Source organism: Candidatus Sulfotelmatobacter sp. (assembly GCA_036500765.1).
Classification (GTDB): Bacteria; Acidobacteriota; Terriglobia; order Terriglobales; family Acidobacteriaceae; genus Sulfotelmatobacter.
This window is the reverse complement of sequence record DASYBM010000004.1, coordinates 1,360,590-1,379,732: the sequence shown is the minus strand read 5'-3', so window position 1 is coordinate 1,379,732 and position 19,143 is coordinate 1,360,590. Positions and strand designations below refer to the sequence as shown.

The 19,143-nt window shown below is 57.1% G+C and carries 11 protein-coding genes; 6 read left to right on the top strand and 5 right to left on the bottom strand.

What is annotated here, in order from left to right:
* The first annotated feature begins 52 nt into the window (after window positions 1–52).
* Window positions 53–1,984 (top strand): sigma 54-interacting transcriptional regulator, encoded by a 1,932-nt coding sequence (locus VGM18_08835; GenBank protein ID HEY3973095.1) that lies wholly within the window; start codon window positions 53–55, stop codon window positions 1,982–1,984.
* A 70-nt stretch (window positions 1,985–2,054) separates the two neighbouring features.
* Here the strand turns inward: VGM18_08835 and VGM18_08830 are convergent, their stop codons facing one another.
* Together VGM18_08830 and VGM18_08825 are read right to left on the bottom strand one after the other, a co-directional pair.
* On the bottom strand, window positions 2,055–3,953 hold the full coding sequence (locus VGM18_08830; GenBank protein HEY3973094.1) for a glycoside hydrolase family 3 N-terminal domain-containing protein: 1,899 nt from the start codon (window positions 3,951–3,953) through the stop codon (window positions 2,055–2,057).
* A 138-nt stretch (window positions 3,954–4,091) separates the two neighbouring features.
* A complete protein-coding gene (locus tag VGM18_08825; protein HEY3973093.1) occupies window positions 4,092–6,668 on the bottom strand; it encodes a protein kinase in 2,577 nt (858 codons plus the stop codon).
* A gap of 335 nt (window positions 6,669–7,003) precedes the next feature.
* On the opposite strand from VGM18_08825, the gene VGM18_08820 reads away from it, so the two are divergent.
* The 3 genes from VGM18_08820 to VGM18_08810 all read left to right on the top strand — a co-directional run bounded on the left by VGM18_08820 (window position 7,004) and on the right by VGM18_08810 (window position 9,788).
* On the top strand, window positions 7,004–8,641 hold the full coding sequence (locus VGM18_08820) for an ABC-F family ATP-binding cassette domain-containing protein (protein ID HEY3973092.1): 1,638 nt from the start codon (window positions 7,004–7,006) through the stop codon (window positions 8,639–8,641).
* 303 nt (window positions 8,642–8,944) lie between these two features.
* A complete protein-coding gene (locus VGM18_08815) occupies window positions 8,945–9,301 on the top strand; it encodes a metalloregulator ArsR/SmtB family transcription factor (GenBank protein ID HEY3973091.1) in 357 nt (118 codons plus the stop codon).
* Complete coding sequence (locus tag VGM18_08810; protein HEY3973090.1) at window positions 9,279–9,788, top strand: SRPBCC domain-containing protein; 510 nt, start codon at window positions 9,279–9,281, stop codon at window positions 9,786–9,788. The genes VGM18_08815 and VGM18_08810 overlap by 23 nt, the downstream gene beginning before the upstream one ends.
* Before the next feature lie 401 nt (window positions 9,789–10,189).
* Here the strand turns inward: VGM18_08810 and VGM18_08805 are convergent, their stop codons facing one another.
* Window positions 10,190–11,620, bottom strand: coding sequence for a beta-propeller fold lactonase family protein (locus tag VGM18_08805; protein HEY3973089.1), 1,431 nt, complete (start codon window positions 11,618–11,620; stop codon window positions 10,190–10,192).
* A gap of 549 nt (window positions 11,621–12,169) precedes the next feature.
* Window positions 12,170–13,237: a LacI family DNA-binding transcriptional regulator gene (locus VGM18_08800; GenBank protein ID HEY3973088.1), complete on the bottom strand. Its 1,068-nt coding sequence runs from the start codon at window positions 13,235–13,237 to the stop codon at window positions 12,170–12,172.
* A 673-nt stretch (window positions 13,238–13,910) separates the two neighbouring features.
* Here VGM18_08800 and VGM18_08795 point away from each other — a divergent pair.
* Together VGM18_08795 and VGM18_08790 are read left to right on the top strand one after the other, a co-directional pair.
* The gene (locus VGM18_08795; protein HEY3973087.1) at window positions 13,911–15,461 is read left to right on the top strand and encodes a DNA methyltransferase; all 1,551 of its coding nucleotides are present in this window, start codon (window positions 13,911–13,913) and stop codon (window positions 15,459–15,461) included.
* A gap of 13 nt (window positions 15,462–15,474) precedes the next feature.
* On the top strand, window positions 15,475–16,578 hold the full coding sequence (locus VGM18_08790; protein ID HEY3973086.1) for a hypothetical protein: 1,104 nt from the start codon (window positions 15,475–15,477) through the stop codon (window positions 16,576–16,578).
* Between the two features lie 198 nt (window positions 16,579–16,776).
* Here the strand turns inward: VGM18_08790 and VGM18_08785 are convergent, their stop codons facing one another.
* Window positions 16,777–19,083: a PQQ-binding-like beta-propeller repeat protein gene (locus tag VGM18_08785; GenBank protein ID HEY3973085.1), complete on the bottom strand. Its 2,307-nt coding sequence runs from the start codon at window positions 19,081–19,083 to the stop codon at window positions 16,777–16,779.
* Between the last annotated feature and the right edge of the window lie 60 nt (window positions 19,084–19,143).

Here is a 19,143-nt window from a genome sequence, read left to right as displayed (position 1 = left end):
CGTGATTAGCCATTCCAGTGACGAGGACATCGCCCTTGCGGGAGGGGCTCGTTTGGACGCTGTAAGCGGCCCTCTCAAAGGCACCGTTTTCCGGCTCACGAAGCGCGAGGTCTCGATCGGACGCGATCCCTCCAATGAAATCTCACTTCTGGACAGCCTGGTATCGCGACGCCACTGCGTGATCCGCAACGAGGACACAGAATTCCGGCTACAGGATCTGGAGAGCCGCAATAACACCTTCGTCAGCGGTGTGCCCGTGCGGGATCGCGTTCTGGCCCATGGCGACGAGATTCGTGTCGGCAACTCGATCTTCGTCTTTCAAGACAAGGAAAATCGGATTCCCACCGACAGCGCCCCATTGCAACTTGACGTGACCCCCACACCCGGCGAACCCACCGTCGTCCTGCGAAAAGAGGACATACGCTATCTCCAGCCGGCCCGGCCGAATGGCGTGCCAGCGACCTCGAGGGCGGTTCGCGACCTCAGCGTACTGCTCGATTTCAGTCGAGCCTTGAATTCAGTTCGCGGAGTCGCCGCAGTGCAACAAAAAGTTCTGGAAACGATCATGGAGGTTGCTCCCGCTGATCGCGCCGCCATCCTGCTGACGGAGCACGGGTTAACGGAACACGAAACCGAAGATGGGGTGGCGGCAATCTCTTCGATTATGGGCAGAGATCGCCGTCTGGGAATGAACCAGCCGGTTCATGCCAGCCAGACCATCCTGAGCCGTGTTCTGGAGGAGAACGTCGCCGTGCTGTCCAACGATATTCTTAGCGACGAGAGCTATCGCGAGGCCGAGAGCCTGGTCGCATCGCGGGTTGGATCGGTCCTGGCGGTGCCGCTGGCGGTGCAGGACAAATTGTTGGGGGTCATTTATCTCGATGCCAGTTCGCCCGGTGTGCGCTTCGACTCGGACCTGCTGCATCTGATTTCGGCGCTGGGGAACATCGCCGCACTCACGATTGAGAATGCCCGGCACCTGGAGTGGCTGGGAGGAGAAAACCGGCGGCTTCACGAGGAACTCAACATCCATCACAGCATGGTAGGGGAAAGCAAGCCCATGCACGAAGTCTACGACTTTGTTTCCCGGGTTGCGGGACGCGACTCGACCGTGCTGATTTCGGGGGAGAGCGGAACCGGGAAGGAGTTGGTTGCGCGCGCCGTGCACGAAAACAGCGCGCGGGCCAGCAAACCATTTGTCGCCATCAACTGTGCGGCCATCACGGAAACGCTGCTGGAAAGCGAGCTATTCGGACACGAAAAGGGAGCTTTTACCGGCGCCGTCTCCCAGAAAAAAGGAAAGCTGGAGATCGCCGAAGGCGGGTCGGTGTTTCTGGATGAGATTGGGGAACTGGCCGTTCCCATGCAAGCCAAACTGCTGCGCGTGTTGCAGGAGCGCGAGTTCGAGCGCGTCGGGGGCACGCGCCCGATCAGACTCGACATCCGCTTGATCGCCGCGACCAATCGCGACCTGAAAGAAGCGTCCCGCACGGGCGGGTTTCGGCCCGACCTTTACTACCGGCTCAATGTCGTCTCTCTGCACATGCCGGCGCTGCGCGAACGTCGCGAAGATATTCCACTGCTCGCCGCTTTTTTTGCCGCGAACTACAGTCAAAAGGTGAAACGCCGCGTGGTAGGGATTTCTCCCCAGGCCCGCGCCTGCCTCATGCGCTACGAATGGCCGGGCAACGTCCGCGAATTGGAAAATGCTATCGAGCGCGCCGTGGTCCTGGGCTCGACAGAATTGATTCTGCCGGAAGATTTGCCGGATTCGATTCTGGAAGAAACCGCAGCCGCCGGTGAACCTGTCAGCGCACTGCATGAAGGAATCCAGGAAGCCAAAAAGGCCCTGATCGAGCGTGCCATCGAGCGGGCGGATGGAAATTACACCGAGGCTGCCGGAATCCTGGGAGTGCATCCCAACCACTTATTTCGGCTGATTCGTACACTCAAGCTGAAGCCGAAGCGCGAGCGGCAAGCGTAAGACGGCCGCTCGGCTTCGCCATCGCGGGCCAGCCGAAGGCGGCGGCCATCGGCTCATGAGCCGTTCCCCGCTAGCGCGATCCTGCGTTGGCGCCTCGCGCCAATTGTCCCGTCTGCGAGGCTGGGATGGATGCGTTGGAAATGTTGACCGGCAACCGGCCGGGAATCGGAATTTCCCCAAACAACGCCCGCGCCGCACTGACCTCTGAAACCGTCACATTCGAGAATGTGCAAATGTAGTTCTGGATGGCAGGGAAGTCCTCGGTTAGATATGGCGTTCCCATAGCGAGAACTGCGCTCTTCGCGCTGGCGCGCGCGAGAATTTTGCCGAATAATTGCGCCGTCGAGTCCGGCAGAGACGCGGAATTCTTCTGGCCGCGGGCGACAGTCCTGCTTCGCGCGGCAGATGGCACCACATATATGGCGACAACGACTTGCTGCGCGCGATCCACGGACTTCAGCACTTCGCCAGATTTCGCCGCCGCTACCCGTGGATCCACGTAGACAACCCTGACATCGGGCGCTCGTTTGCGAATCTCACGCTCCAGAACGCGACCGTCCTCCGCGCGCACATTGTCGCAGAGAATTATCACCAGCATCCCCAGCTGAGCTTTGCCCTTTTGATACTTCACGCGCACGGTTTTTTCGACAACCCCCTTTTCTAGGGGAAGCAGTTTGCCATTGTCCCGTACCAGCGTGATGGCAGCATCGGAGATGCGTTGTCCGATTGCCATATTTTGAGGATTTCCCACCAGACTCGGGATCGCCGTTATATCGACCAGCCGATTTCTCTCAAGGCCCAACGCGGCTTTCGCCCGCAGGATTTTTAGCACGGAGGCGTCGAGTCGTTCTTGCGTAATCTCGCCCCTGCGAACGGCGTCCAGCATCGCGCGATAGCAGGCATCCAGGTCTGCCGGCATGGTGAGCACATCGTTTCCAGCTTTGAAAGCATCGACCGCAACGCGTCCCGGATTCTTCGGATACAGCGCTCCAAGGCCGGCCATGTCCAGAGCGTCGGTCACCACAATTCCCTTGAATCCAAGTTGATTCTTCAGCAGGCCCGTAACAATTGACGGTGAGGTGGTCGCCACGCGCTTCGGGTCGGCATCGAGCGCAAGAACTCGCACGTGCGCCGTCATTACGGCATCCACTCCCGCGGCGATCGCCTTTTCAAAGGGAGGAAGTTCGATAGTTCGCAGGCGCTCTAAATTGTCATCGACCAGGGCCACGGCCATGTGCGAATCGGTTGCGGTATTTCCGTGTCCGGGAAAGTGCTTGGCGGTGGTCAGCATTCCCTTGGCACGCGCCCCGCGGATATACGCCGCCACCAGCCCGCCGACCTGCTGCGGGTTTCCCCCGAATGCGCGGGTCCCGATGATGGGATTGGCGGGATTGGAATTTACATCGGCCACGGGGAACAGATTCCAGTGCACGCCCAGAGCCCGGCTCTCCTGCGCCGTGATGCGGCCGAACTCCTCGGCGTAATAAAGATTCCCGGCCGCTCCAAAAGCCATCGCGTGAGGAAATACGGTCGTTCCGAAAAGCCGTGCCGGCAGCACCCCACGTTCAAAATCGCCGGCAACCAGAAGCGGGAGCTTCGACTCCTGCTGAAGTTCGTTGAGCAGCGTCACCGTCTCCAAGCGGCGATTCACGTCGCGCGCCCGTCCTTGCGCAGGCACCGACATGGCCAGCGATCCAATGTGATACTTGCGAATGTTATTGCGCAGCGCGGAATACTGCGGGCTGCGGCCGTTCAGGAAGTCCACCCGCAGGCGGATCATGAACAACTGCCCGACCTTCTCGTCGAGCGAAAGTGCCTTTAAAGTTTTCTCCGCCCACTGATCGTCTCCTTGTTTAACAGCAGCAAGTGCAACGCTCGGAGCGGACGTCTGCTTATGCTGCGCCCGGGTGAGGGCGGTCGAGCTCGAAAGCAGAAACAGAACTAAAAACAGGGTAGGATTGCGAAGCATCGTCAAGGTACGAGCATACCGGATGCGAAAGAGGACGATCCCCAGATGAGATCCATTTAGCAATCGAAAGTACCGTATCGGAGGCACGAATCAGAGCAGAAAGGCCGACAAATTGCCGTGCTTGGGAAGCGGGCTGGACTATTTCAAACCTTTAACCAGGAAGAGATTCGCCAGATCGCGCTGGAAGGTCGATGCGCAAGCCTTGCCATCGGCCGATAGCGCCAGAGGGCCGAAGAAACTGGCTCCGGGTTCGGGGACCCTGAGTACGAGCCAAGGCTCCTTGTGATGGGTCGCGATCTCCAGTCGACTGATCTTGATGCTGGAGGGTTCGCGCTGCTGCAGGAAAAGATATCGTCCATCACCGCCCCAGCGCACAACACTTTCTGCCGGCTCCAGGTCCGCGATTGTCTTCGATTCACCGCTCTCCACCGACGTCAGCAACAGTTTGTGCGGGTCCGCGGTGATAAAAGACCGGCCATCGGGAGAAACCCGCGTGCCACGCGTGCCTTCGGGGGTGAGTGGAGTCGCTTTGTTGGCCGCGAGGTCATACATCCAGGTGCGGCTCGCGTGACCGGTCTCATTACCCGTAAATAAAATTCGCTGGTTATCGGGGAACCATTCCACGCCGTCGAAGTGCATGCCTTCGATCTTGGGAAATATCGATTCGCCGGCCCCGGTCGGAAGCAGCATCAAACCGGAGCTGTCGCCCTCATGATGAATGCACGCAACCCATTTTCCATTGGGTGAAAGCGAAGGCCGGTTTCCATAGCCCAGCCGCACCGCCGCAGAGCCATCGGTCTTCCTGAGATAGATGGCGGAGTTGCGTCCCTGGCCGTTCGAAAGCTCGACGAAAACCAGCGATTGGCCGTCATTCGAAAGTTCGTAGAGCAGGGAAGAATCGAGCCAGGCCAAATCGCGTTGCGCGGAACCGTTCGGCGGCAAATAAAAGATGCCGAGGCGGGAATTGACCGTGCTCAGCAGAACACGGCCATCGCGGGCTACGTCTTGCATCACGATCATCCCGCCCGTCTGAGACACCAGCCTTTGCGCGCCCGCCAGAGTAACGGCGTAGAGTGCCGGGTCGGTTCCTGGCTGGCCGCCGGAAAACCAGACCTCATGATTGTCCGGCGACCAATTCAAAGCGCCGATGGCACGCCATCCGCGCGAAAGAGCTTGCCGGGGATGATTCGGACCGACCACGCACAGGGCATAGTCTCCGACCTCGGCGTCAAAATCAAAGAACGCAACCAGTTTGCCGTCCGCCGATACGCGCGGCATCATCGGCGGCCGCCGATCGGTCTCATAAAGCACCGTCCCCACCGGATATTCCAGCCGAAATTTCCCCCCAACCGTGCGCACTACGGCAAGAGATTCGCCGTCCGGCCCCCAGTCTGCCCCGCTTACGCCTTCCAGGATTTCCCGCGGCGCGCCGCCGGCAAAGGGCACGCGGGCGAGCGTACCGATGTCTTCTCGGCCCAGGAGGATCGCCATCTCTCCGCGTTGGGAGATGGCGAGTACCCTCGCGCTGGGAAGCTCCAATGGCCGCGCCTCGCGATTGCCGGGCTGCGCTGAAAATAAGGTCGAAGGCGCGCCATCCCACTCGGCGCTATAGACGACGTTGCCCCCAGGAGCAAACTTCGCCGACGTCACGTCACCGCGGCGAAATGTCAAGCGCTGAAATGACGGCGGCTCGGAACGGAAAAATCTCTGCTCGTACGAAATCCCAACCGCCAGCCCCAGCGCAACTCCCAGCACAATTCCAGTCAGTAATCGCGCGATCGCCCAACCCTGCGTCCGAGGCTTGCCTGGTGCTCGCGGGACTGGACTCACCAGTCCGACCTTGCTGGAATCCATCTCCTCGCGCAACTCATCCAGCGCCACCTTCACATCGGCCATGGTTTGCCAACGGCGTTCGGGCTCTTTCTTGAGGCATCTCGCGATGATCCGATCCAGCTCCGGAGGGATATCGGGAACCGTCAGCGATGGCGGCTGAGGATCCTTGTAGAGCACAGCCGATAGCGATGAAAGCTTCGATCCGCCCGCAAACGCCCGTTGCCCGGTCGTCATCTCATAAAGCACGGAACCGAAGGAAAAAATATCCGAACGGCTATCGATCTTTTTGCCTTCCGCCTGCTCGGGAGACATGTAGGCCACGGTTCCAAGGATCGCGCCGTCCTCGGTAATTGGCGAACCCTCGCCATGCAGGGTCTCCGCATAGGCATCGGCATCGGTCGATTCGTTCCGTTTGGCTAATCCGAAATCGAGAATCTTGACCAGGCCCTGCGCGGTCACGATTACATTCGCCGGCTTAAGGTCGCGATGCACGATTCCGGCAGCATGCGCCGCGGCCAGCGCATCTGCGATCTGCGCCGCATATTTCAGGACATCGCGAATGCGCAGGCCCTTGCGCCCAATCAACTGATCGAGCGTGTCGCCCGCCACGTATTCCATGGCGATGTATTGAATGGGTTTTCCGTCGATCTCCTGCGTGTCAATGTCGTAGATCGTTACGATATTGGGATGATTCAGCGACGAGGCCGCTTTCGCCTCCTGCACGAAACGGCGCTCCCGATCGGCATTGCGAGCGGTCGTAGAAAGAATCTTGATGGCAGCGGTTCGGCCCAGTCGGGAATCCACCGCCTTGTAGACCACACCCATTCCGCCCGAGCCCAGCTTGGTTTCAATCCGGTACGAGCGTAGGGATTTGCCGATCATTTAGCTTTACACGAACGACAACAGCCCAATAATTCACGTAGGCACGAACGCTGCATGCTTCCGGTTTGCCAGCAATCCACTGCCGACGGCGAGATGGGCACCTATTCTACTACCAATCAGACATGCAAGGATGCTTCTGTGGTCCCACTGCCGCAGTGGCGTTCATGCCCTCGGAGGAACCATTCTGCGATTGAAACGCCGCGGACTGAAGATTTCTCCGATTACCCCTGTCGCTGGTTTGCGTTGGCCGGTAATTTTCCGGCCGGGCTACACTGCCGGGCTACACTGCCGGGCTACACTGAAAGAGGCAGCGTGCCGCAAGTTGCTCCTTCAAAATGATCTCTTTCTCAAACATCAATAAGCAGTACGGCAAGCAGTTGCTCTTCGTGGATGCTTCCTTTCAGTTGAATCCCGGCGAAAAAGTCGGACTGGTCGGTCCCAATGGGGCGGGCAAGACAACGCTCTTCCGGATGGTGGTCGGCGAGGAAACTCCCGACGAGGGCGCGGTCTCTGTCCCCAAGAAGTTGACGATCGGCTACTTTCGCCAGGACGTCGAGGAAATGCAGGGCCGTTCGGTTCTGGATGAAGCGATCGCCGGCAGCGGTCGCGTCGGCGATCTTCATCACGAACTCGAAGCCTTGCAGCGCGAAATGTCCGACCCCGACAAGGCTGATGACATGGACCGCATTCTTGATCGCTTCGGTCACGTTCAGGAGGAGTACGAGCATCTGGGCGGTTACGCGCTCGAATCGCAAGCCCGTGAAGTGCTCCACGGTCTGGGTTTTAAAGACGATCAGATTGACGGCGACGTAGGCGCTCTCTCGGGCGGATGGAAGATGCGCGTCGCTCTGGCGCGCGTCCTGCTCGGAATGCCAGACGTATTGCTGATGGACGAACCGACGAACCACCTCGACATCGAGTCCATCATCTGGCTCGAACAGTTCCTCAAGTCATTTCCCGGCGCGCTGCTAATGACTTCGCACGACCGCGAGTTCATGAATCGTCTGGTCTCAAAGATTGCGGAGATCGATGGCGGCGAAATCATCACCTACTCGGGTGACTACGACTTCTACGAGCGCGAACGGGCCGTGCGAGAGAGCAATCAGCAGGCAGCATTCGCCCGGCAGCAGTCCATGCTTGCCAAGGAGCAACGCTTCATCGATCGTTTCAGGACGCACGCTGCCAAAGCCGCCCAGGTGCAGAGCCGGATCAAGGCCCTGGACAAGATCGAGAAAATCGAACTGCCAAAGAAACGCCAGGTCGTGAAGTTTGAGTTTCGCGTCCCTCCGCGATCCGGCGAACAGGTGGCCGTCCTTGAGAATCTGCACAAGAGTTACGGCCCGCGTGTGATTTACGAAGGCTTCAATCTCACCATCCGCCGCGGAGAACGCTGGGCCGTCATGGGAAGAAACGGCGCAGGTAAGACGACGCTTCTGAAAATGATTGCCGGGGCCAGTGCTCCCGATGCCGGCAGCGTGCGGCTCGGCGCCAGCCTCTATATGGGCTACTTCGCGCAACAGGCTTTGGATTTGCTCAATCCCGATCTCACCGTCGACGAACAGCTGCAACAGGATTTTCCCCAGGACAGTATCGGATCGTTGCGGAACCTGGCGGGAGCATTCCAGTTCTCCGGCGACGACGTGGATAAGAAGATCCGCGCACTCTCCGGCGGCGAAAAGTCGCGGCTGGCCATGGCACGCCTGCTCTACAACCCGCCGAACTTCCTGGTGCTCGATGAGCCCACCAACCACTTGGATCTTGCGACCAAGGAGATGCTGGTGGACGCGCTGAAGGATTTTGAAGGCACCATGATTTTCGTGTCGCACGACCGTATGTTCCTTCGCGGTCTCGGCTCACGTGTGCTGGAACTGGGCGGTGAGAGCGGCACGGATCGCCATCCCACTGTTTATCCGGGGACATACGTTGAGTACGTGCAGAAGCTTGGACACGAGGCGCCGGGGATCTATTCGTAGGTTGAGCGGCCCATCCTGATTTTAAAGTGTTCCTGCGGGAACATAATGTCATGACGCATAGGAGATGACGATTGTGTCATGACACCTAAGCTCTTGAAAACATGGAAGGGAGGAAGCCGAACGGGCGCGTGGGATCTATTCGGCTTTGCAGGGCTTTTGTGAAACGGCTCAATACGCAGGGACGGGGCACCCTTTTCCAGATCGGAGAAAAAAGCAAATCGCACCTTTCATCGTCAGGTAAGTGAGTCGGGGTTCAGGAAACGCGAAATTCACACTTGACATGGATAGAAAATACACTACCATATGGTTGTGGATAGTCTCGGTACAACATTTGCGGCTTTGTCTGATCCAACCCGTCGGGCGATGATCAAACGGCTTTCACGTGGGCCTGCCTCTGTGCATGGATTGACGGAGCCGTTTGCACTCTCGCAGCAGATGATTTCAAAACATATTGCCTACCTGGTGCGGGCGCGGATTGTGATCAAGACCAAGCGCGGACGAGAGAGCGTTTGCAGGCTTAGGCCCGAGGCGATAAAGACGGTCAGCGACTGGGCGATTAGCTATCGCCAATTCTGGGAAGAGAGTTTCGACAAGCTGGATGCAGTTGTGAATCAAATGAAAAAAGCGGAGGTTGGACATGACAAAAAGCACGTTGAATGAGGTAGAGCGGATGGTGGTCACAAGAGTTTTTGATGCCCCACGCGAATTGGTTTGGAAGGCGTGGACAGACCCGAAATATGTGATGCAGTGGTGGGGGCCGAAGGGTTTTACTGCGCCGGTTTGCAAGATGGATTTTCGCGTGGGAGGAAAATTTCTCTACTGCATGAGAACGCCGGATGGACAGGAGTTCTGGAATGCGGGTGAATACCATGAGATTGTTCCGCACGAGAAGATCGTTTCCTCCATGTACTTTTCCGACTCGGAGGGAAACAAGGTTGAGGCTGCGCATTTAGGAATCGACCATGAGGCGATAGAAGGTGCGCACGACGTGATTCTGTTTGAGGATCTTGGAAACGGCCAGACGAAACTCACCTTCATTGGAAATGAAACCATGGAAAACGCAATCAAGACCGGTCAACTGGAGGGCATGAACCAGATACTCGATAAAGCTGCTGCAGTCATTGCGGGGCTGAAGCGGACGAAATAGAAAACCCGGTGACAGACCGGACGTTTCCTGCTCTTCTGGAGAAATGAATTGGGGTACGTCCCGTCTGTTTCCGTATCCCTAGTTTTTCAGTTTTCGCCGAAGGGATAGTGAACGTCCCTCTGTCCACCGTTTTGTCTGGACGGGAGGCTCAGGCTTTTGATCTCGTCGACACCACCAGAAAAAAGAGTGCCCCATCCGAGCGCGTCCCTTAGCGCTCGGGTGGGACATGATGCCGCCCGCAGCGCCGCTTTTGACCCTTGCCCGAAATCTGGCACGAGCAGCATCGTACCCGCCCTTGCAAAAGCAAGGACGGGGCACCCATAGCATAGCGTTGTTGCATACCGAATCATGAGGCTGGGCCACCCGCCATTCCATCCGAAAGTCAACAGGGCCACCCGCCGCTAGGGTGTGACTACCAAGCCATCTTCGCTATTCTGGTTACCGGGGCTGGGGTAAGGAGCGTTGGGGACTTCTGTCAGGCTGCCGGTGGTTTGGTTGACCTGATAGCCGGTCATGGCTCCGACTGCTGACTGCCCCACAAGCTGTTGGAAGCCCAGTCCGTAGACGAACTGGCCCGAGGGATCGGCGCGGATCGATTCGCCTGATTCGCCGAAGTAAAACGTTCCGTAGGGTGGAGGCGTTGTGGCCTGCTTGGTCAGCGCTCCTGTGGCTGCGTTGAACTGATAGGTGACGATGTCGTTTGCACCCGGAATCGTATTCATCACGATCACATGGGCGTTGGTCGCGTCCACGGTCAGGGAAGTAGGCGTGCCTCCGCTGCAGTATTCTGCGATTGGACAGCTGATTTCGTTATCGTCAAAAGGCGATCCGGAGACTGGCGTCAAGGCGCCAGTGCTGGCGTTGATGGCCTCCACATAGATAACGCCATTGGTGTAGCCGGGAGCGATCAGATACTTGCCGGTGTGATCGATCTTCATGTCGTTGAATTCGTCATAGCTGGTATTGCAGTAGGTGCATTGCGCGGGCGTGATCTGCAAGGGGGAGCCGGGCAGAGCCGTTAAGGCGCCGGTCGAGCGGTTGATGCTGTAGGCAAAGACATCCGGAGCGCCGTTGCTGGCATAGAGATATTGGCCGCCAGGATTGATGGCCAGTGCGAACAATGGCTGATCGACCATGTAAGGAGATCCGGGCACCGGGACCAACGAGCCGTTGCTCGCAACCGAAAAGCCGGAGATGGTATTGCTGCCAACGCCAGTGGAGTTGATTGTAGTGACGTAGACGAATGCGTTCGAGGGATGCACGACGATGTTGCTGCCCCAGCCACCGGTAGGGAAATTGGCTCCCGGAACTGCGGTGAGGTAGCCATTGTTGCGATTGATAAAGTAGGCCGAGACATCGGAGGATCCCTCATTGGCGACATAGAGGCGATAACCGCCGGAATCGGAGGCGATGCAACACGGCCCCCAGTGTGCCCAGACAGGGGGCTGTCCGGTGGAGCTGAGCTGCCCGTTTTGCGGGTTCACGAGATAGCCGCCGATCTGGCCGTTGGAGTGTTCGGTAAGGTAGACGAAGCGGGGCGCAGGCAGCGAGCCGGCAGCTACGGTGATGGTGACATCGGCGTCGCCGACGCCTCCGCAGTTATCCCAGGCTTGAACGACGGTGTGGTAGGTGCCGGCGGCGAGGCTGATATTCGTGTTGAGTTGGCTGGCGTCGACGGTGTAGACGCCGTCACCGGGTGCGGCATAAATCCTCATGGCGGCAATGCCGGAAGCGCAGTTCGGACTGCTGGCTGAGGCTACGAAATTGATGGGAGAACTGACCTGCGCGCCCGGCGCAGGGGAAGTCACGGTGACGACCGGGGTGGTGGCCAATGCTAAAGAAGTGAGTCCGAAAAAAATAGCTGGGAGGCTGAGACGAAAATACCGCATACAAAAAGACCTCTATGGCGGGCTTGCCGCTAGGGATTTACCGGGTGAGTATGGTATGGCCGAGCAGGGCCAGCCATCGGGATGAACCCGTAAATGCGCCGCCAGCATTCCGTAGCCAGGGAAACTGAGGAGAAGACCGGACATTCGCCAGTTTTTCAGTTTTCGCCGAAGGGATAGTGAACGTCCCTCTGTCCACCGTTTTGTCTGGACGGGAGGCTCAGGCTTTTGATCTCGTCGCCATCACCAGAAAGAAGGGTGCCCCATCCGAGCGCGTCCTTTGCGCTCGGATGGGACACGATACCGTCCGCAGCGCCGCTTTTGACCCCTTGCCCGAAATCTTATGGCACGAGCAGCATCGTACCCGCCCTTGCAAAAGCGCAAGGACGGGGCACCCATTTTTCGAAAATAGGGAAGGAAAAAAAGAAAATTGAAAGGATGAGCCATCCGCCCAAATCATCCATCTCATTCGCTGATATCGGGCCGAGCTCTCCGTCACCGCCGAGCGCGAACCGCCGACGTGGACGCGCGCTTGACGAGCGTATAGTCAAAAACGACATCCAGTGGCGACATCGCAGGCGTTCGCACCGAGTCCAACAGCAAAGAGACAGCGCGCTCGACCATCCTGTCGATGGGTTGTCGGATCACTGTCAGTGGTGGCCAGGACTTCAGCGCTGTTGGCGTGTCATCAAATCCGGCCACGGAGAGATCGCCGGGAAGCTCCAGCCTCCGCTGTTGCGCCACCCACACCACGCCTGACGCCATGTCGTCGTTGCTGGCCACGATCGCCGTCGGTCTATTTCGGAGATCGAGAATTTGTTGGGCAGCAACGCGCCCGGACTCGAAGTTGAAGTCCCCCTCTCTGGTGAGTTCGATCTGCACTGGAATCCCGGCTTTTCTCAACGCGTCCTGATAGCCGGCGCGCCGCTCCAGGCTGTCGGCGTGAGTGGGCGGACCGCTGATGAACCCGATTCGCCGATGCCCAAGGCGAATCAGGAACGTGGTCAGCTTTCGGGCGGCAGACCGATTATCGATTCGCACCGTGTGCATGCCCGGCAATGGACCTGCGGCCGCAATTGCTGTTGCTTTCATTTCGGAAAGCACCGCACTTCCGGCGAGCAGCTCGGCGTAAGGCGGAACCAGCAGCAGACCTTGAACACCACTGCGAGCAGCGTTCAGCACCAGCTTCTCGGTCGATCTCCTGGTTGGACTACTGCTCGAACGGACCAGCAACTGAGTCCCGTAGGCTGCGCTGGCATTGATCGCAGCCAGAAGGACTTGCGTCAGGAAAGGAGTCTGCCGATCGGAATAGAGCAGAGCGATTCGGCTGCAGCCTCCGCTCGCCAGCCTGCGGGCCTCATAGTTTGGAACATATCCGGTGTCGCGAATCGCCTGCCGCACCCTGGCGCGAGTCCGGTCACTGACCTTGCCGGTGCCATTGATGACGTTCGAGACCGTCATCATCGATACACCCGCCTGCTCAGCAACCGTCCGAATCGTTACAGCTGTGCTGCTACGACGTTGCCGTGTGCTGTTGAGTGTCATCATCTTGAGTGTCATCATCGACGACTCGGGGGGATGGAGTAAAGAGATCGGGCCCTGCAAAACTCTAAAAGATATAAACAAAGATATAAACATTGATGTACTTGAAGCGGCAATTCGGCATGGATTTGAGGCTTCGAATGAAAAGGTGAGCTGAAGAAATCATCAGCCAGCCGCCGCTTGGACATGAGGCGCCGGGGATCTATTCGTAGGCACCTGTGCAACGAGGTACGTCCCGTCTGTCCCCGTACTTTCCTGTCCCCGTACTTTCCCGGCTTGGGTGCCGGAACGGATCGCGTTTATGTTGCAGCTGGAACACATCGTCAGCACAGCTCTGTGCTCCCACTTTTGTGCTGACACCTAAGTGATTGAATCTACTGGGCGGGTTTTGGATCGTGAAAAAGTTTGTTCCGGTCGGAAGAGCGGATCTCAGGGTTGAGTGGTGTCGAAACTGGTGCTACTGCGTCCGTGGTACCCGCCCCTTCGGCAGGCTCAGGGCAGGCTCTTGCAATGTGCGCAAGGGCGGGGCACCCGGCCTTTGTGCAACGGGGTACGTCCCCTCGGTCACGGTATCTTCCCCGAAAGGCCGTAGAATAGACTGGCGTTTGCTCGCTCTTGTTTTTCGTGCGAATTTTGTGTGCCGTACGGTCGTAAAAGAAAATATTGTCACAACCAATCAGTTTAAGGAGAGCTTTTGAGGACTACGGCAAAGCAAGCCACGCTCAGTTTTGACGAGGCACCCCCCGGCTTACCAAGTGAATTGCTCTGCCCTGAGAAGGAAAAATCTTCTCAGCAAGCGGAACTTGAGCAGATAGCCTCAGCCGTAGAAGGTCTTGTCAATCCGAGGGCGTATACCGGACTGTATGGTTTTCATAAATATTGGGGAAAGAAGCCGATTGAGCCTCTGCGGTTTCTAGTTTCTGCTCTCACGGATGAAAGCGACCTCGTAGTTGACCCATTCGTCGGATCTGGTGCGATAGCCAGGGAATCTGTTCAGTTAGGCCGGCGCTTTTTAGGTGGCGATGTCAACCCGGCAGCCATTCGTCTGACCCGCTTTTTTGCAAATCCCTGCACCGCTGAAGAATACTCCGCGGCTCTCTATGAGCTAGAACAGACATTGCGGTCGTCGATTGACTCGACCTACCAAGTCGAGCCTTTCGGTGTGGCAAGTCATCTTCTTTGGCAGGGCGAACAGTTGCTTAGTGTGTGGGAGCGACAAAAGGGTAAACGAGTTCGCAAGGAACGCGAGCCAACGGTTGGCGATTGGGAATTGTCCACTTCTTTTGAATCATTTACTCCAAAGACTTTACGACCGTTGCGGCTTTTTCAGAATGGACGCATTAACTCCTTTGCAAATATCTCATGGCAAACGTTGTTTTCCGGGCGAGCCCTACAAAATATCGACTCGCTACTAACGAAGATAAGACAGTTTCCCAGTCCAACACGCCAAGCGCTTGAATTGACGCTTACCGCAGCCGTAGGACAAATGTCGAGGATGGTTTTCGCCATCACGTCGAGAGGTAAAACGATCGGTTCTGCGCCAGGACGAGTTGAGGTCGGAAGTTGGGTCATTGGCTATTGGCGGCCGGAGATGCATTTTGAAGTAAACGTTTGGAATTGTTTTGACTCAAAGGCCAGAAAAGTAAAAAAGGCCTTGAACGATGATATGCCGCTACGGACTCTTTCATCCTCGTTTGAATCCGTAGTTGGTGGACAGTCTCTACTCTCAGTCGAGAAGCAAGATGCTTTGGCGCTTCTAGAAGGATTGCCAGTATCGTCTGTAAAGCTCTTAATAACAGACCCACCTCACGGCGATCGGATTCCTTATCTCGAACTCAGCGAGATATGGAACGCGATTCTAGACGAGGAGTCGCGTTACGAAGATGAAATCGTCGTGTCTAACGCTAAAGGGCGGAACAAAACTCCGGAGAGATATTGTTCTTCATTAAACGAGTTTTTCTCCCTTGCTACCGACCGTCTACAAAGCGGCGGGTTCCTCGTTTTATTTTTTAACTCGCGTCGGGATGACGACTGGTCGTCCATTCGCGGTATAACCGACGACGCCGAAATGAATTTGCTGGGTTGTTTTCCGATGGAATATTCAGCTACCTCCGTGGTCCAGGATAACCGTGAAGGTGGTATGAAGAACGACTACATCTTGATTTACGCTAAAGGCTCCCCATCAGAAAGGGCATTGTCTGTCTTAAGAACAGTTCCAGGTTGGAAAATCGGCTGGCCTGAATAAAGGAGTTCGCTTAATGCCGCTGACGTTTGAAGCCGCCAACAATAAATATAAAGCAGATGCCATTGAGGAGTTGAGCCAGACGGAGGACGGTCGGCGCTTCTTGTTGATGCGCTCCCTGTCGAGAGCGGAGCACATGCAATCGCTAGCCGCCACATGCGGCATTGATGTGACCGCCTTAGGCAACCGTGACTTGTTTGCAGCGCTCTACAAATCCACTATTTCCATCGACCAGCTCAAAAATTCCGTAAAGACTATCTTTGACGCACAGCGTGCCGTTCGCGCTGCAAATGAGGCGACACTCGTAAATGAACTGTACAAGATGAAGGAATTTTATTGGGGTGGTCTACATCAAAATTCGCTGGAGAAGACGATTATCGACAACTATGTAAAAAGAATACAAAGTTATGATGACCTTAATGTGAAAATTGATAACGAACTTTTTGAAAGCATGAAGGGCTATGTTAGGTGCTCTTGGTATAACCACTGGACGTCAATAATCATTGAAGATATTTTCAAAGAACACAAAAATGTGCTGCCTGCGGTAGGGCTGGTAAAGAAGATCGACTTCTTTGTCCATGACGTTCCCTTCGATTTGAAGGTTACCTATCTGCCGGAAGGGTACGTTAAAGACCGGAGAAGGCAGAAAGGTCTTCGGCCTGAATTGACGCTCTTGAAGCAGGCAGCACGAGCACGCGGCCTGGCAATTGATGCTGATCTGAGCGACGCCGACCTGCTAGAGCATCTGTGGAACGTAATTGCTGACCAGCCTGACGCTGAGGCTCGAAAATTAATCGCTGGCCTAAAGGAAACAAGGCTGGAGATGGTCGCAGACATACAAAATGACGCGTCGCTGTTGATTGTATGGTTATACGAGAACCAAGGTGAGAGGCGATTTGATGCGTCCAACCGCCTGTTTTTAGTGCTAGTGAATGAAGACAGTTTTTTTCAGTCATGGCAACTGAAGCGAAATCGTACCCTCCTGGTCAAAGAAATTGGGGCCTACCTCGATAAAGTTCCCTCTGCCGCAGGTAAACCAGTTAGCTTTACGTGGGAGGGGAGCACGTACAGTACGACCGCCGATGTAATTGTAGTGAGACACGCCCCGGCAAAGGGCTAATCACAGGCAATCTAAGGCTGGGAAAACTGGGAAACAGAACGGAACCTTCCCCGTGTGCCTCGCTAACCTTTGTCAGGTGGATTAGCGTCGGCGAGGAAGTCCCTTTGCCGAGGCCTCTCATCCAGCTGGTTCCCGGAACGGTTCCACAGAGATGCGCTCGTCACACACTTCCGGGGGATGGAGTAACGATATCCGGCCCTAAGGCAGAGCATAGGCAATGATGCCGCCGCCGTTCTTTACCTTGGGATTCTTACCGCCGCCGGATGACACCGCAAAATACTGCTTGCCGTTCACGGCATACGTCGAGGGCGTGGCAACGCTCGAGGTTGGCATCGTGTCTTCCCACAGGAGCTTGCCCGTCAGCTTGTCGAAGGCGCGGACCTTGTTGTCGTAGACCGTTGCGGCGATGAAAAAGATGCCGCCTTTGGTGACGATTCCCCCGCCATAGTTCTCACTGCCGGTGGTGGGGTCGTTCAACTCGGGATACTCACCGAACGGGATCTGCCAGATATATCGACCCGTGTTGAGATTCAACGCATTCAGCGTGCCCCACGGCGTGCTGACCGCAGGGTAGCCATCCGGGTCCAGGAACTTTGTATAGCCCTGGAACACATAGTCGACGTTCGCGTTGGCGACGTTCGCGCTCGCGTTGTCCGGTGTAGCGTTGTTAGGTGTAGGCGCCGGCTTCGAGTTGTCATCACTGATGTAAGCCACCAGGCCGTCAATCTGAGTTTTGCTCAGGCTGCCTTCAAATCCGGGCATCCTCCCAGATCCATGGGCGATCATTTGTGCGATCTGCGGGCTCGCCATCCGCTTGGTCAGTCCAAGCAATGCGGGGAACGACGGCGGGTTGCCCTTGCGGTCGACGCCGTGGCAACCGGCGCAGGAGGCGCTGTAGATCTCGGCAGCAGAGGCCTCGCCGCCGGTCTTCTTAACCTGCGCCCGCAACTTCAGGATGTAGGCTTGTTCGTTGGAGTTGATATAGAGAATGCCGGTTTCGGGGTCCCAGGCAGCGCCGCCATATTCGCCCCCACCATCCAGTCCCGGGAAGATGACTGTGCCCTCGAGCGAGGGTGGATCAAAGCGGCCACGGTTGCTCATCGTCGCCAGATGCGCCCGCACTGCCGCGTTGGCGGCGGGCGTACGCTGGGTCAAGGTCTCCTCCGTGAGTCGCTGACGAGCGAACGGTTCAGGCGCCGCAGGCAAGGTCTGGCTGGTTGCGGGCTTTTCGCCCGGAATGGTGCTAGGAAAGACGGGCACCTCCTGCACCGGAAACAGATTTTCGCCCGTGACCCTGTCGAACACCCAGACGAAACCGTACTTCGTAATCTGGGCTACAGCAGGAATGTCCCGGCCGTCACGGCGAACGGTGACCAGCGTCGGTGGCGTCGGTGGATCACGATCCCACAAGTCGTGTTTCACGAGTTGGTGGTGCCACAGACGCTTGCCGGTATTGGCGTCAAGCGCCACCACCGAGGTGCCAAAGAGCGTATCGCCTTCGCGATCGGCGCCGTAGAAATCCTTAAATCCCATGCCCGTCGACGCCAGCGGAAGGTAGACAATGCCGCGCTCAGGATCGAGGCTCAGACCGGACCATGCGTTGCCACCATTCGCAGTCTTCCATGCATCCTTGGGCCACGTGTCGTAACCAAATTCGCCGGGCTGCGGGATCGTGTGGAAGATCCACGTCAGCTTTCCGGTGCGCACGTCATAGGCGCGAATATGACCGGGCGTCGCGCCAGTGCTACCGAGGATAATGAGGTCTTTATAGATCACGCCGGGCGAATTGACGTTCACCGATACCGAGTGTGGATCTCGCCCAAGATCTTGAGTCAGGTCGACCTTGCCGGCGTCGCCGAAACTTTCAACCGGTTTTCCGGTTTTGGCATCTACCGCCATCAGTCGATTCCGCCAGGTGAACAAAATCCGCTCATCTCCAGTAGTTCCGTCGGTCCAATAGCAAACGCCGCGCAATCGCCCATTGCCGGTAACCGGTGCGCCCTCAGCGGGATCGTAGACCCAGTTCTGCGCGCCAGTGCCCGCATTGAGACTGAAAATGCGCCCCTTCGGAGAGGCGAAATACATGCGTCCTTTGACCACGATGGTGTCCCCTTCCATGTCGTTGGTCGGGGCGCCATCCCCGGTGTCAAACGTCCACGCGACTTTCAGGCGTTGGACGTTCTTGGTATTGATTTGATCGAGCAGCGAATAGTGTGTTCCGTGCGGATTGCCGTGATAAACGGCCCAGTCCGCGTTGGCAGCCTGAGAAGAAGCCTGCGAGGAAGCCTGGGAAGAAGCCTGCGAGGAAGCCTGGGAAGACGCCTGCGGGGAAACCTGAGAAGATGCCTGCGGGGAAACCTGAGAAGATGCCTGCAGGGAAACCTGAGACGAGGTCTGCGAGGAAGCCTCGGCGCCTGTGGCGGAGGAATGGGCCTGAACGTTCGGCCCGTGCACATGGCTGGAGGCGAGTAATGCACACGCCGCTGCAATTACGATTCGTTTCATTGGCTCATCCTTCGTAGCAGGCTTGGTTGTAGCGAGCTTGTTCGCATTCGCGTCACGCGC

What these genes read in the sequence shown, in the direction of transcription:
- VGM18_08830 (HEY3973094.1), bottom strand. Translation starts at nt 3,953, where the DNA reads ATGCTTCGCAATCCTACCCTGTTTTTAGTTCTGTTTCTGCTTTCGAGC.
- VGM18_08800 (HEY3973088.1), bottom strand. Translation starts at nt 13,237, where the DNA reads ATGATGACACTCAAGATGATGACACTCAACAGCACACGGCAACGTCGT.
- VGM18_08825 (HEY3973093.1), bottom strand. Translation starts at nt 6,668, where the DNA reads ATGATCGGCAAATCCCTACGCTCGTACCGGATTGAAACCAAGCTGGGC.
- VGM18_08810 (HEY3973090.1), top strand. Translation starts at nt 9,279, where the DNA reads ATGACAAAAAGCACGTTGAATGAGGTAGAGCGGATGGTGGTCACAAGA.
- VGM18_08815 (HEY3973091.1), top strand. Translation starts at nt 8,945, where the DNA reads ATGGTTGTGGATAGTCTCGGTACAACATTTGCGGCTTTGTCTGATCCA.
- VGM18_08785 (HEY3973085.1), bottom strand. Translation starts at nt 19,083, where the DNA reads ATGAAACGAATCGTAATTGCAGCGGCGTGTGCATTACTCGCCTCCAGC.
- VGM18_08790 (HEY3973086.1), top strand. Translation starts at nt 15,475, where the DNA reads ATGCCGCTGACGTTTGAAGCCGCCAACAATAAATATAAAGCAGATGCC.
- VGM18_08820 (HEY3973092.1), top strand. Translation starts at nt 7,004, where the DNA reads ATGATCTCTTTCTCAAACATCAATAAGCAGTACGGCAAGCAGTTGCTC.